Source organism: Pseudomonas morbosilactucae (assembly GCF_023241715.1).
GTDB lineage: Bacteria > Pseudomonadota > Gammaproteobacteria > Pseudomonadales > Pseudomonadaceae > Aquipseudomonas > Aquipseudomonas morbosilactucae.
This window is the reverse complement of record NZ_JALQCW010000064.1, coordinates 16,911-30,367: the sequence shown is the minus strand read 5'-3', so window position 1 is coordinate 30,367 and position 13,457 is coordinate 16,911. Positions and strand designations below refer to the sequence as shown.

General features: G+C 62.9%; 10 protein-coding genes and 1 pseudogene. 5 read left to right on the top strand and 6 right to left on the bottom strand.

Annotation, left to right across the window (positions count from 1 at the left end; translation table 11 throughout):
- Positions 1-1,290: pseudogene (locus M1B34_RS22555) on the bottom strand (mechanosensitive ion channel protein); the annotation flags it as partial.
- A gap of 270 nt (positions 1,291-1,560) precedes the next feature.
- On the opposite strand from M1B34_RS22555, the gene M1B34_RS22550 reads away from it, so the two are divergent.
- The 3 genes from M1B34_RS22550 to M1B34_RS22540 are packed head-to-tail and all read left to right on the top strand — an operon-like array spanning position 1,561 to position 4,609.
- Entirely contained in the window at positions 1,561-2,349 is a 789-nt protein-coding gene (locus tag M1B34_RS22550) for an endonuclease/exonuclease/phosphatase family protein (protein ID WP_268266271.1), read from the top strand.
- On the top strand, positions 2,346-3,632 hold the full coding sequence (gene clsB / locus M1B34_RS22545) for a cardiolipin synthase ClsB (protein ID WP_268266270.1): 1,287 nt from the start codon (positions 2,346-2,348) through the stop codon (positions 3,630-3,632). The genes M1B34_RS22550 and clsB overlap by 4 nt, the downstream gene beginning before the upstream one ends.
- On the top strand, positions 3,629-4,609 hold the full coding sequence (locus tag M1B34_RS22540; RefSeq protein ID WP_268266269.1) for a lysylphosphatidylglycerol synthase domain-containing protein: 981 nt from the start codon (positions 3,629-3,631) through the stop codon (positions 4,607-4,609). Before clsB ends, M1B34_RS22540 begins: the two co-directional genes overlap by 4 nt.
- Positions 4,610-4,678: 69 nt before the next feature.
- Here M1B34_RS22540 and M1B34_RS22535 read toward each other — a convergent pair whose 3' ends face one another.
- The 3 genes from M1B34_RS22535 to M1B34_RS22525 form a co-directional block, all read right to left on the bottom strand.
- Entirely contained in the window at positions 4,679-5,434 is a 756-nt protein-coding gene (locus M1B34_RS22535; RefSeq protein ID WP_268266268.1) for an alpha/beta hydrolase family protein, read from the bottom strand.
- Positions 5,424-6,533 carry a DUF3182 family protein gene (locus M1B34_RS22530; RefSeq protein ID WP_268266267.1) on the bottom strand — a complete coding sequence of 370 codons (1,110 nt, stop codon included), beginning with the start codon at positions 6,531-6,533 and terminating at the stop codon, positions 5,424-5,426. The genes M1B34_RS22535 and M1B34_RS22530 overlap by 11 nt, the downstream gene beginning before the upstream one ends.
- A 169-nt stretch (positions 6,534-6,702) precedes the next feature.
- Positions 6,703-7,704, bottom strand: coding sequence for a GlxA family transcriptional regulator (locus M1B34_RS22525; RefSeq protein ID WP_268266266.1), 1,002 nt, complete (start codon positions 7,702-7,704; stop codon positions 6,703-6,705).
- Positions 7,705-7,799: 95 nt separating this feature from the next.
- Between M1B34_RS22525 and M1B34_RS22520 the strand changes: the two genes are divergently transcribed.
- Positions 7,800-8,354 carry a cysteine hydrolase family protein gene (locus tag M1B34_RS22520; protein ID WP_123334546.1) on the top strand — a complete coding sequence of 185 codons (555 nt, stop codon included), beginning with the start codon at positions 7,800-7,802 and terminating at the stop codon, positions 8,352-8,354.
- Between the two features lie 113 nt (positions 8,355-8,467).
- Here the strand turns inward: M1B34_RS22520 and M1B34_RS22515 are convergent, their stop codons facing one another.
- Together M1B34_RS22515 and M1B34_RS22510 are read right to left on the bottom strand one after the other, a co-directional pair.
- A complete protein-coding gene (locus M1B34_RS22515; RefSeq protein WP_003232445.1) occupies positions 8,468-8,983 on the bottom strand; it encodes a single-stranded DNA-binding protein in 516 nt (171 codons plus the stop codon).
- A gap of 9 nt (positions 8,984-8,992) precedes the next feature.
- A complete protein-coding gene (locus M1B34_RS22510) occupies positions 8,993-10,387 on the bottom strand; it encodes an MFS transporter (protein WP_123334544.1) in 1,395 nt (464 codons plus the stop codon).
- Between the two features lie 181 nt (positions 10,388-10,568).
- On the opposite strand from M1B34_RS22510, the gene uvrA reads away from it, so the two are divergent.
- Entirely contained in the window at positions 10,569-13,403 is a 2,835-nt protein-coding gene (gene uvrA / locus M1B34_RS22505) for an excinuclease ABC subunit UvrA (RefSeq protein WP_123334542.1), read from the top strand.
- Positions 13,404-13,457: the final 54 nt, after the last annotated feature.

The window sequence follows — 13,457 nt, the reverse complement described above, 5'->3', positions numbered from 1 at the left end:
GTCGAGCACCACCCAGAGCAGCCAGGTGACCAGGAAGATCAGGCCGATGCGGCTCAACGAATCGCTGATGGCCCGGCCCACCGTATTGCGCTGGGCGAACTCGAACAACGACAGGCCCCAGATCCGCCCCAATACCTCGATAAAGGCGATGGCCATGACAATCCGCAACAAGGCGTGCAACAGGCTCAGCAGGCGCTCTTTGTAGGCGCTGCTGTGCTGCAAGGCCCGAGCGCTTCGGGACTTGAACAGGTGCTGGAAAATCGTGCTGAGAAACACCGTGGCAATCAGCAGCACCGTGGTCAGCAGGGCGCAGCGCAGGGCCTTCTGGTTGTCTTCGCCGATCCCGATCAGGTTCACCGCAGACACCAGCACCATCAACAGAATCGGCCAGTACCAGAGCCCGGAAAAAATCCGTAGGGATTCTTGCAACGCCGGCTGCTTGAGACGCTGGGCCAGGGGGCGATTGCGAATCAGGTGGGCCACCGGCCGGCGCAGACGGATCACCAGCATGGCAAAGGTCAGGGACGCCGCCAGGCCCGTGAACACCGCCACGCTGCTGGTGATATTGCCACCCAGTTGCCGGGCGATCTGCGGACTGACCAGGGCGTCACTGAGGGCGGCAAAGAAGCCGATCAGGAACAGCGGTTTCGGGCAGTAAGCGCGGATGAGTCGCACCGCGGGACGCTTGTGCCCGCGATTGAACAGCACCACCAGGCACAACAGCACCGAAGTGGAAAAGATCCCGCTGCTGGTGGCATAGGCGAAACACAGCGCCAGCGCCCGCCCTACCGAGCTGGGCACCAGGTGGCTGATATACAGGGTTAAGGGCAGGCAAATCAGTGCGGGGAGTGTGTAGGGGAGTAAATAACCGAGTACCGACTGGCTGCGTTCCCGGGTGCGCAACAGGCGTTGAAGGCCCAGGCGCCTGGCGAAGATGCCGCCCAGCAGGGTCAACACCGCAAAGGCGCCGATCCAGACCCCGGACAACATCAAGAAATCCCCGGCCACGCTCCAGTTGGAGCGGTCCGTGGGGGGATTGACCAGGCGCCCGACTTCGTCCGCCGCGCGGTCGGCCCGCAGACGCCAGGCATCGATCAGGTTTTCGTTGAGGTCGAGCTTGTCCTGGACCTCTCCAATGCTCGAACTGATGGCTCCGAGCAAGCCACCCTCGACCAGCAACTCGGTTTTTTCGGCGGGCTCATCGGCCGCTGTAGCGGGGGCAGCCTCCAGCTCACTGCTGCCCATAAACAGCAGCACACCCAACAACATTGCGGTCTTGAGTTTCAGCACAACGGAAGGCTCCTTCGGCAAGGTCTGTAAGGAACTGATCGGCAAATGCCCGGCAAGTTCGCTTTGGCCTGAGCGACAAGCGTAGCGCTCCCCCTCTGAAAATCGACAGGCCGTCCATGGATCACCGTCCGTAGACGCGTCGAAACTTTCTCCCTCGCAGCACAGTCATCCACTCACCGGGGTCATCCAAGGCCCACGCATTGGAGCAGACATGGCAGCGAATCACTTCGATATGACCGCCCCTCGAGCCGCCACGCCCAGGTCGCGCCTATGAGTGCCGACTCCGCAACGCGGCTAAGCCTCGCCCAGACTCCGGCCCTGACTCGCTTTCGGGTGCTGACCGTCAATACCCATAAAGGCTTCACCGCCCTCAACCGCCGCTTCATCCTCCCGGAATTGCGGGACGCGGTGCGCAGCGTGGCCGCCGACTTGGTGTTCCTGCAAGAAATCCACGGCACCCATGAGGGCCACCCCCAGCGCTACAGCAACTGGCCCAACATGCCCCAGTACGAGTTCCTCGCCGACAGCCTGTGGCCGCAGTTCGCCTACGGCCGCAACGCGGTGTACCCCGAGGGCGACCATGGCAATGCCCTACTGTCGAAATTCCAGATCGTGCGGTACGACAACCTCGATGTGTCCCTTTCCGGCCACGAGAACCGTGGCCTGCTGCATTGCGTGTTGCGCCTGCCGGGCCAGGATCGAGAAACCCACGCCATTTGCGTGCACTTGGGGCTGCGCGAAAACCACCGTCAGCAGCAACTGCAATTGCTGCTGCAACGGATCGCCGAAATTCCGCCGGAGGCCCCGCTGATTGTCGCCGGGGACTTCAACGACTGGCGCCAGCGCGCCGATATCACCCTCGCCCCCAGCGGCCTGCAGGAAGTGTTCGTCAGTACTCAGGGCAAGCCGGCTCGCAGCTTTCCGGCGCGCTGGCCGCTGCTGCGCCTGGATCGGATTTATGTCCGCAACCTGAAAATCCACCAGCCCAAAGTGCTGGCGGCCCACCCCTGGTCCCATCTGTCCGACCATGCTCCGCTGGCGGTGGAGGTCGAACTATGAACAGCGCACCGCTGGAAAAAAACGTTGTGGATCAGCTCGCGGAGGCCGCGCCGAGCGCGCCGTCACCTGCCGTCGACCTGGAATATGGCTGGCACAACAACAATCGGATCGAGTTACTGGAGAATGGCGAAGCCTACTTTCCCAGGGTGTTTGAGGCCCTGCGCCAGGCACAGGAAGAAATCCTCCTGGAGACCTTCATCCTCTTCGAAGACAAGGTCGGCAACGAGCTGCAGCAGATCCTTATCGAGGCCGCGCAGCGTGGAGTGCGGGTCAGCGTCAGCCTCGACGGTTTCGGCTGCGGCGAACTGAGCCGGAGCTTCCTCGGTGCCTTGAGCTCGGCCGGCGTGCGCCTGCAGATGTTCGACCCGGCGCGCCCCATCCTCGGCGTGCGCACCAACTGGTTCCGCCGCTTGCACCGCAAGATCGTGGTGGTGGACGGCAGCCTGGCCTTCATCGGCGGGATCAACTTTTCCGCCGACCACCTGGCCGACTTCGGCCCGGAAGCCAAGCAGGATTACGCGGTGCTGATCGAAGGCCCGGCGGTGATCGACATCCATCATTTCGCCTTGCAGCAAAGCGGCCGCCCGGCCCGGGCCCGGTATTGGTGGCAGCGTCGTTCCCGGCGCCGCGCCGAGTTGGCACAGACCGATCATCAGGGGCAGGTGCGCCTGGTGTACCGGGACAACCGTGAACATCGCTCAGACATCGAAGAGGTCTACCTGCATGTGCTGCGCGGCGCCCGGCAGCGGGTGGTGATCGCCAACGCCTACTTCTTCCCGGGTTTTCGCCTGCTGCGGGAGATCCGTAACGCAGCGCGGCGCGGGGTCGAGGTGCGTTTGATTCTGCAAGGCGAGCCGGACATGCCTATCGCCAAGTTCGCCGCACGCCTACTTTACGATTACCTGCTCAAGGACGGGGTGAGCATCCACGAATACTGCCAGCGTCCGCTGCACGGCAAGGTGGCCCTGGTGGACGACGATTGGAGCACCGTGGGCTCAAGCAATCTCGACCCCTTGAGCCTGGCGCTGAACCTGGAGGCCAATGTGCTGATCCGCGACCGGGCGTTCAATCATGAATTGTTCGAGCGCCTTGATTGCCTGAGCCGCGACCACTGCAAGGCCGTCACCGCCAACCCTGCGCCCCGCGGCCGGCTGTGGCGGCTCACCGTGGGCTTTGTGGTGTTTCACTGCCTGCGGCACTTTCCGGCCTGGGCTGGCGGGCTGCCCGCGCACAAACCGCGACTGCAAGCCGTCACCCACCCCCGCCAGGAGTCGCAGCCATGAGCCACTCCCAGGCTGCCGCGTCTTCAGCGCCCCAGAAAAAATCATTATGGAGCCGCCTGCAAAAGCCTTTGACCGTGCTGTTCTTCCTGGCGCTGATCGTACTGTTTACCCTGCTGGCGCGGCGGATCGACTGGCACGAAGTGTTCAGCACCCTGGCCGACTTCAAGTGGCCGACACTGCTGATCGCTGCGGCCCTGACCCTGACCAGTTTCCTGGTGTACGCCTGCTTCGACCTGATCGGCCGGACCTACATCCGCCAGGACCTGGGTTGGCGGCAGATTCTGCCGGTGGGGATCATCAGCTACGCCTTCAACCTCAACCTCAGCGCCTGGGTCGGTGGCATCGCCATGCGTTATCGGCTGTATTCGCGGCTGGGGGTGAGCAAGGGCAACATCGCCAAGATCCTCGGCCTGAGCCTGGCCACCAACTGGTTCGGCTACATGGCCGTGGCCGGGGTGGTGTTTGCCAGCGGCCTGGTATCGATGCCCCCGGGCTGGAGCTTGAGCAGCGGCGCCTTGCAGGTCGTCGGGGTGCTGCTGTTGCTGGTCAGCGGCGGCTATCTCCTGGCCTGCCAGTTCTCTCGGCGGCGCGAGTGGTCGATACGCGGCACGGAAATCAACCTGCCATCGCCCCGCATGGCCTTGCTGCAATTGGCCCTGGGCGCACTCAACTGGTCATTGATGGCAGCGGTGATCTTTACCCTGCTCCCGGGGAAGCTGGAGTACCCGTTGGTGCTGGGGGTGTTGCTGATCAGCGCGATTGCCGGGGCCATCACCCATATTCCTGCGGGGCTGGGGGTGCTGGAAGCGGTGTTTGTTGCGCTGCTGCAACACGAGGTTTCCCGCGGTGGCCTGCTGGCCGGGCTGATTGCCTATCGAGCCATCTACTTCATCTTGCCGTTACTGGTGGCGCTGGCGATGTACCTGCTGGTGGAAGCCAAGGCCAAGGCGCTGCGGGTGGAAAAACCGTCGTCCTGATCGGCACGGGCACCTGCCATCGCTGGCCGGGCTCGCCCGGCCAGTCAAACAGGTAGGCAGGATTCAGGCTCAACGTTGCTGGATGATGCTCAAGCGCTCGCCCACCACCATCTCGGTAATCCAGTCCACAAGGATCGAGGTGTAAGCCTGCTGGGACACGGGGTCACTCAAAGAGTGGTCGGCCCCGTCGATGATGCGATGGGTCAACGAGTGGGTCTGCTGGCAGGCGGCGCGGTAGCTCATGATGGTGGCGTGGGGGACGTGGTCGTCGGTCTCGGACTCCACCAACAGCACATCCCCGGTAAAGTCCGAACAGGCATGCAACGCCCGATTGCTTTCGGCGGGCACCCGATGGCTGCGGTAGGCCAGCAGGTCGGCCTTGTCCAAATCGCGCTTGGCCGTGTGCCATTGCTCATCCCGATACAGCGCCGGCACCCGCAGCGCTAACCAGCGTACCGGTCGCAGGGAGGTAAGGATGCTTGCCAGGTAGCCACCGTAACTGGTGCCGACCACGGCAATCGCCGAGGTGTCCAGGGCCGGGTGCGACAGCAGCCGATCATAGGCAGCGAGCAAGTCCCGCAGATTGTCCTCACGGGTCACCCGAGACAACGGAATACCGGTGCCCGCATGCCCCCGCAGATCGAAGGTCAGGCAGACGCAGCCCAACCCGGCAATGCCTTTGGCGCGTTCCAGATCTCGCTCCTGGCTCCCTCCCCAGCCGTGGACAAACAACACCCCCGGCACCTTGGATTTGGGACTGAGGAAGGTCCCGCTCATTTGTTCGTCGTCGATGTCGATCTGAATGCTTTCACTTCTAGCCGTCATAGGATTGGACCCTCACGTACTTGAGTAGAAATTCACTGTCTTGCGCCGGGCCGCGATACACCTCGATGGCATCCGCCGGCAGCGGCCGATCGGTGTAGGTCTCCACAGAGGAGACGCGAATCACCTTCATCGCCGGGTCATTGACGAAGCTCTGCAAGGCGGCGATTTCCGCGCTGCTGGCGCCGCCCATGCGCCAGGACTGCTCCAGCACTCCGCTGCAGGGTTGCCCTTGGGCATCCAGGCCCTGGGCGATGTCGTAATTGCGCCGGGAGGCAAAAAACTGCGGATAGGCTTCGTCCGCCGCGGCGTCGAAAACCTGGGCTTGCTGCACCGCCAGGCGTACATCCGCCGTCAGCGCCAACGCCAGCAAGGCGTCGTAGTCGCCGCGCACCACCAACAAGTCGGAACCGCCGTAGACCTGCTCGCCATGCCCATCCTCGGTGAGGTATTGCTGGCCGCAGTAGCTCAGCGTCAAGCCGCCGATAAAGGACTGGCCGACGCTGTGGGTCACCACCTCGCTCAAATCCTGCTCAAGCACCACGCCGGATTGGAAAAGCTCGGCAATCTCGGGTTGGGCCAGGAGTTGCTCAAAACCCTCCAGGCTCTCGATAACCTGTTGCCCCCGCCCGGCGCACGCGTGGATCGGCTTCAGGCGTATGGCGCCGCTGCGGAGCAACTGGGCCGCAGCAGGCCGGGCATCAGCCAGGGAAAAGACACTGAGCCCTTGCAACACCACCGCACGCACCCGCTCGGCGAACAACGGCGACCAACCTGGCGGGGCCGCGGCGTCGGCGTTGAGCAGGCCGTGGGTAATGGCCTTGGTGCAGATGAAGTCATGTTCGACATAACCGCCCCACAGGTCTTCAGGGCCCTTGACCGCCAACCGCCGGGCGGCTTCAGGGCCCACCAGGGTCTGGGTCGGCAACCAATAAAGGCTGGGGCCCACTTTGTCCGCCGGGCCGTGCCGGGGCGAGAAGCGCAGGCCGAGAATTTGCGCCAACCAGCGCGCCAGGGCCTGGTTGGTATCGACTTCATGCTGGGGCGCCTGGGGCCGGATGGAGTGAGCCACGACGCGCTTTTTATCGTCTGCCGGAATCATCGGTCCACCTTGGCCTAGGCCTTGAGTTCAGAGAATGCCACTCAAGGTTGCAGGGTTCAGGCCAACCGCGACGCCCGAGCAATCCAGCGGCCAAGGCGGGAAAGGTGGCATCGGGCCTGTTTGATTTTGCACGATCGACCCTGAGCGCCCGGTATTTTGCACGACGGCGCTAGTCGCCGCTGGCAGCGACCACCGATGCGCCTGCGCCGAAACGGAGCCGATAAGCGCTGGGTGCCAGCCCGGTGATTTTCTTGAAAACCGCCCGAAACGCACTCGGGTCCTGGTAGCCCACGGTCCAGGCAATGTGATCGATGGTGCCGTTAGTGAACTCGAGCATTTCCCGGGCCTTGCCGACCCGTACATGCTGGCAATACTCGGTGGGCTTGAGGCCGGTGGCGCCACGGAAGCGCCGAAGGAAGGTGCGTTCTTCAAGCCCCGCGCACTGGGCCATGGCGCCAATCGACACCTCCACCGCGCCGCTGGCTTGCAACCAATGCTGGACCTTGAGTACCGCCGCATCGCCATGGCCGAGGATCGGCGCGAAATGGCTGCCGCATTGCTGGGTACTGGCCCGATGCTCCACCGCCAGAAAGCGCGCGGTGCGGCTGGCAAGGCTGGGGCCCAACAAACGGTCGACCAGACGCAAGCCCAATTCGGCCCACGCCATCAGGCCGGCGCTGGTGATCAGGTCGCCGTCATCGATGATCGGCGAGTCGGCCTTGACCCGGAGCGCGGGGTATTGCTCGGCCAGCAGGGGCGCGTAGGTCCAGTGAGTGGTGACGTCCCGACCATCGAGCAAGCCGCTGGCCGCCAGCAGAAAGACCCCGATACACACCGAGCACAGGGTCGCGCCATTGCTGTGCTGGGCACGCAGCCACTCGATCAGCGGTGACAACGAGGCCGCATCAGGCAATGTGGCAATGGACGGCGGAATCAGTACCGCCAGCAATGGGCCCACGGCTCCAGGATGGCTGTCGAACACCCGCTGCGGCGCACCGTCACCGTCGGCCTGCCAATGGCTCACCCGCAACAGCGGCAACGGCGCATCCGAATGCTGGGTCGCCAGCCGGTTGGCCACGGCGAACAGGTCAGTCAGCCCATGGACCGCCGCCATCTGCGCCCCAGGGTAGATCAGCAGGCCCAATTCGACGCTGGGCGATTGCGCAACCATTGTCAGTTTTCCCTCGCTTATTGTCGGTGCGGCCAATCCTCAGAGGCGGCGCGGGCGACCATACTGGTCCCACACGCTCATCAAGGAAAGCCCTCATGTCCAAACCAGCACTGATCGTAATTGATATCCAGAATGACTACTTCCCGGGCGGCAAGTGGCCCCTGGCCGGGGTTGAAGCCGCAGCCGACAACGCTGCACGCCTGATCGCTGCCGCGCGCCAGGCCGGTGAGCTGGTGGTGCATGTGCGCCATGAGTTCGCCGATGCCGACGCGCCCTTCTTCGCCCCTGGGTCAGCAGGCGCACAACTGCACCCCAAGGTCCTGAACCGCCCTGAGGAACCGGTGGTGCTCAAGCACGCGGTCAACGCCTTTCACAACACCGAACTCAAGGCACTGCTGGAGCAGCACAACATCGACGAACTGGTGATCGCCGGCAGCATGAGCAACATGTGCATCGAAGGCGCCACCCGTGCTGCCGCCGACTTCGGCTACCCGGTCACCGTGATCCATGACGCCTGCGCCTGCCGCGAACTGGAATTCGATGGCCAAGTGGTCCCAGCCCAGGAAGTGCACCTGGCGGCCATGGCATCCCTGGCGTTCGCCTATGCCAAGGTGCTGCCGACCGACGAGTTCCTCGCCAACCGCGGCTGATTCAACTGCTTCCGCCCGGCCAGGCGCAGTACTGAGGCAGAACCTGCAGACGAAAAAAAACCGCTCCCTTCAAGGAGCGGTTTTTTTATGGGTCGATACCGAAAGGGGCGACCTTAGAACGGGATATCGTCATCGAAGCTGTCGAAATCCGGAGCCGGTTGCGGAGCCGCCTGCTGTGGCGCTGGACGCGACTCACGCTGTGGCTGCTGCGAAGGCTGTGGACGGGACTGCTGTGGACGCGGTGCCGAGTTGGACATGCCGCCCTGGCCTTGCTGGTCGCCCTGTGGACGGCCGCCCAGCAGTTGCATGGTGCCCTGCATGTCGACCACGATTTCAGTGGTGTAACGCTTGATGCCGTCTTTTTCCCACTCGCGGGTCTGCAGTTTGCCTTCGATGTAGACCTGCGAACCTTTACGCAGGTATTCACCGGCGATCTCAGCCACCTTGCCGAACATCGACACACGGTGCCATTCGGTTTTCTCGACCTTCTGGCCGGTCTGCTTGTCGGTCCACTGTTCGCTGGTCGCCAGACTCAGGTTGGTCACGGCGTTACCGTTAGGCAGGTAGCGAACCTCAGGATCCTGGCCGCAAGTACCGACCAATATGACTTTGTTAACCCCACGGGCCATAACGTTCTCCTAGGCTTCGCACGCCGACGGCGCTGGATTGACCAGCTGCTCGAGGGTCGCGCGATCCAATAATTCGGTGTCCAATTTGATGTAAATGGCGGCCTCTTCGGCCACCATCACTGCATCTGTTACCCCAACGACGGCCTTCAGGCGCTCGACCAGACCGGCTTCGCGGATCGCCTCGGGCGATAAAGGCAAACGCAGACTCGTCACATACGGGGGCTCGCGCATGGTAACAGCAAAGACCAGCCAGAGTGCAGCCAGACCTGCGCATCCCAGGAACACAACCGACAAACCGCCATGCTGGAACAGCCAGCCGCCGAGAATGCCACCCAGCGCCGAACCCAGGAATTGGCTGGTGGAATACACCCCCATTGCCGTGCCCTTGCCGCCCGCGGGTGAAACCTTACTGATCAACGACGGCAACGAGGCTTCCAACAGGTTGAACGCGGTAAAGAACACCACGGTACCGATCACCAGCGCCCGCAGACTGTCGCCGAACTCCCAAAAGAATAGCTCGGTGAGCATCAGTGTCGTCACCGCACCGAGTAAAACTCGTTTCATTTTGCGTTTCTTCTCGCCGTAGATGATGAACGGGATCATGGCGAAGAAAGAAATCAGCAAGGCCGTGAGGTAGACCCACCAGTGCTGCTCTTTGGGCAGGCCGGCTTTTTCTACCAGGGCCAGGGGCAAGGCGACGAAGCTCGACATCAGCATGGCGTGGAGCACGAAGATGCCCAGGTCCAGGCGCAGCAGGTCAGGGTGTTTCAGGGTCGGCAGCAGCGCCTGTCGCGCCACGCCCGACTCACGGTGCTGCAACGGACCGGTGGAGCGCGGCACCATGAAGGCGATGATCAGGATCCCCACCAGGGCCATGCCGCCAGTGGCGAGGAACAACCCGGACAGACCGAAGCGGCTGGTCAGCAGCGGACCGACCACCATCGCCACCGCGAAAGACAGGCCAATGGTCATGCCGATCATGGCCATGGCTTTGGTGCGGTGCTGTTCGCGGGTCAGGTCGGAGAGCAACGCCATGACGGCTGCAGAAATCGCCCCGGCGCCCTGCAGGATGCGCCCGGCGATCACGCCCCAGATCGAGTCGGCGTTGGCGGCTAGGACACTGCCGAGGGCGAAGACGATCAGGCCCAGGTAGATCACGGGGCGGCGACCGATACGATCGGAAATGATCCCGAAAGGAATCTGGAACAGCGCCTGGGTCAAGCCGTACGCGCCAATGGCTAGGCCGATCAGGGCCGGGGTCGCTCCTGCGAGATCCATTCCATAGGTCGCCAGCACCGGCAACACCATAAACATGCCAAGCATACGGAAGGCGAACACCAGCGCCAGCCCGCTTGCTGCGCGGGTCTCGCTGCCACTCATGCGTTCGCTGTGGGGATCGTGCATGGATAAACCTCGTGTGAACCGGCGGCGATTCTACCAGTCCCATCGATTGACGGGGTATAGGGTGACGCTTTGCCGCGCCGCTGCAGGACATCACTGCAAAGTAGCCATTTGATGGTGTGCATCCATCCAGTATTTGGCTTTATACTCCTACGCTTTCGACGCCCGCCGACCGAGGCCGCTTTTGGACAAGATCCTGATTCGTGGGGCCCGAACCCACAACCTGAAGAACATCGATCTGACCCTGCCACGGGACAAACTGATCGTCATCACCGGCCTGTCCGGCTCCGGCAAGTCTTCACTGGCTTTCGACACCTTGTACGCCGAAGGCCAACGCCGCTACGTCGAGTCGTTGTCGGCCTACGCCCGACAGTTCCTGTCGATGATGGAAAAGCCCGACGTCGACACCATCGAAGGCTTGTCGCCGGCCATTTCCATCGAGCAGAAATCCACCTCCCATAACCCGCGCTCGACCGTCGGCACCATCACCGAGATCTACGATTACCTGCGCCTGCTGTATGCCCGCGTCGGTATTCCTCGCTGCCCGGACCATGACATCCCCCTGGAAGCCCAGACCGTCAGCCAAATGGTCGACCTGGTGCTGGCCCAGCCCGAAGGCAGCAAGCTGATGCTGCTGGCGCCGGTGATCCGTGAACGCAAAGGCGAACACCTGTCCGTGTTTGAAGAGCTACGGGCACAGGGTTTCGTGCGGGCCCGGGTCAACGGCAAGCTGTGTGAACTGGATGAACTGCCGAAGCTGGATAAACAGAAGAAGCACTCCATTGATGTGGTAGTGGACCGCTTCAAGGTCCGCGCCGACTTGCAGCAGCGCCTGGCGGAATCCTTCGAGACCGCCTTGAAGCTGGCAGACGGCATTGCCCTGGTCGCGCCGATGGATGACGAGCCGGGTGAAGAGATCATCTTCTCCGCGCGCTTCGCCTGCCCGATCTGTGGCCACGCCATCAGCGAGCTGGAACCCAAGCTGTTCTCCTTCAACAACCCGGCCGGCGCCTGCCCGACCTGTGACGGTCTGGGGGTCAAGCAGTTCTTCGATATCAAGCGCCTGGTCAACGGCGAACTGACCCTGGCCGAGGGTGCGATACGCGGCTGGGATCGGCGCAACGTCTATTACTTCCAGATGCTCGGCTCCCTGGCGTCCCATTACGGGTTCAGCCTGGAGGTGCCGTTCAACCAATTGCCGGCGGATCAGCAGAAGATCCTTCTCAATGGCAGCGGCACGCAGAATGTCGACTTCAAGTACCTCAACGACCGTGGCGATATCGTCAAGCGCTCTCACCCATTTGAAGGCATCGTGCCAAACCTCGAGCGGCGCTACCGGGAGACCGAATCGGCCACCGTGCGCGAGGAGCTGGCCAAGTTCCTCAGCACCCAGCCCTGCCCCGATTGCCGTGGCACCCGCCTGCGTCGCGAGGCGCGCCATGTGTGGGTGGGCGAGAAAACCCTGCCGGCGGTGACCAACCTGCCGATCGGCGATGCCACCGACTACTTCGGCACCCTGAAGCTGACCGGGCGACGCGGCGAGATTGCCGACAAGATTCTCAAAGAGATCCGCGAGCGTCTGCAGTTCCTGGTCAACGTCGGCCTGGATTACCTGACGCTGGATCGCAGTGCCGATACCCTGTCCGGCGGTGAGGCCCAGCGTATTCGCCTGGCCAGCCAGATCGGCGCCGGCCTGGTGGGGGTGATGTACATCCTCGACGAACCGTCCATCGGCCTGCATCAGCGAGACAACGACCGCTTGCTGGGAACCCTGAAACACCTGCGGGATATCGGCAACACGGTCATCGTGGTCGAGCACGACGAAGACGCGATTCGCTTGGCGGACTACGTGGTGGATATCGGCCCAGGTGCCGGTGTGCACGGCGGGCAAATCGTGGCCGAGGGCACGCCGGCGGAAGTCATGGCACACCCCGACTCCCTGACCGGCAAATACTTGTCCGGCCGGGTCAAGATCGAAGTGCCAGCCAAACGCACGCCGCGCAACAAGAAGCTGTCGCTGTCCCTCAAGGGCGCGCGGGGCAACAACTTGCGCAATGTCGACCTGGAGATCCCCATTGGCCTTCTGACCTGCGTGACCGGTGTGTCCGGCTCAGGCAAGTCGACGCTGATCAACAACACCCTGTTTCCCCTCAGCGCCACGGCACTGAATGGCGCAACCACCCTGGAAGCCGCAGCCCACGACAGCATCAACGGCTTGCAGCACTTGGATAAGGTGGTGGATATCGACCAGAGCCCGATCGGTCGCACCCCGCGCTCCAACCCGGCGACTTATACCGGGCTGTTCACGCCGATTCGCGAATTGTTCGCTGGGGTTCCCGAGTCACGCTCCCGCGGCTACGGGCCCGGGCGCTTCTCTTTTAACGTTAAGGGCGGCCGTTGTGAGGCTTGCCAAGGCGATGGCCTGATCAAGGTAGAGATGCACTTCCTGCCGGACATCTACGTGCCTTGCGACGTGTGCAAGAGCAAGCGCTACAACCGCGAAACCCTGGAGATCAAATACAAGGGCAAGAGTATCCACGAGGTCCTGGAAATGACCATCGAGGAAGCCCGGGTGTTCTTCGACGCAGTGCCGGCACTGGCGCGCAAGCTGCAAACCCTGATGGATGTGGGCCTGTCCTACATCAAGCTCGGGCAGTCGGCGACCACCCTGTCCGGCGGCGAAGCCCAGCGGGTCAAGCTGTCACGCGAGTTGTCCAAACGCGATACCGGTAAGACTCTGTATATCCTCGACGAGCCGACCACCGGCCTGCACTTCGCGGACATTCAGCAACTGCTGGACGTACTGCACCGCCTGCGTGACCACGGCAACACCGTGGTGGTGATCGAGCACAACCTGGATGTGATCAAGACCGCCGACTGGCTGGTGGACCTGGGCCCTGAAGGGGGCTCGAAAGGTGGCCAGATCATCGCAGTGGGCACACCGGAACAAGTGGCGGAAATGGAGCAGTCCCACACGGGCTACTACCTCAAGCCGCTGCTGACGCGCGACAAGGCCTGAAGCCCATGAAAAAGCCCCTGTCACTGTGAAGTGGCAGGGGCTTTTTTGTACCCG

Excerpts from the sequence above, each read along its gene's own strand:
- M1B34_RS22550 (WP_268266271.1), top strand. The coding sequence starts at position 1,561 with ATGAGTGCCGACTCCGCAACGCGGCTAAGCCTCGCCCAGACTCCGGCC.
- M1B34_RS22535 (WP_268266268.1), bottom strand. The coding sequence starts at position 5,434 with ATGACGGCTAGAAGTGAAAGCATTCAGATCGACATCGACGACGAACAA.
- M1B34_RS22520 (WP_123334546.1), top strand. The coding sequence starts at position 7,800 with ATGTCCAAACCAGCACTGATCGTAATTGATATCCAGAATGACTACTTC.
- clsB (WP_268266270.1), top strand. The coding sequence starts at position 2,346 with ATGAACAGCGCACCGCTGGAAAAAAACGTTGTGGATCAGCTCGCGGAG.
- M1B34_RS22525 (WP_268266266.1), bottom strand. The coding sequence starts at position 7,704 with ATGGTTGCGCAATCGCCCAGCGTCGAATTGGGCCTGCTGATCTACCCT.
- M1B34_RS22510 (WP_123334544.1), bottom strand. The coding sequence starts at position 10,387 with ATGCACGATCCCCACAGCGAACGCATGAGTGGCAGCGAGACCCGCGCA.
- M1B34_RS22540 (WP_268266269.1), top strand. The coding sequence starts at position 3,629 with ATGAGCCACTCCCAGGCTGCCGCGTCTTCAGCGCCCCAGAAAAAATCA.
- M1B34_RS22515 (WP_003232445.1), bottom strand. The coding sequence starts at position 8,983 with ATGGCCCGTGGGGTTAACAAAGTCATATTGGTCGGTACTTGCGGCCAG.
- M1B34_RS22530 (WP_268266267.1), bottom strand. The coding sequence starts at position 6,533 with ATGATTCCGGCAGACGATAAAAAGCGCGTCGTGGCTCACTCCATCCGG.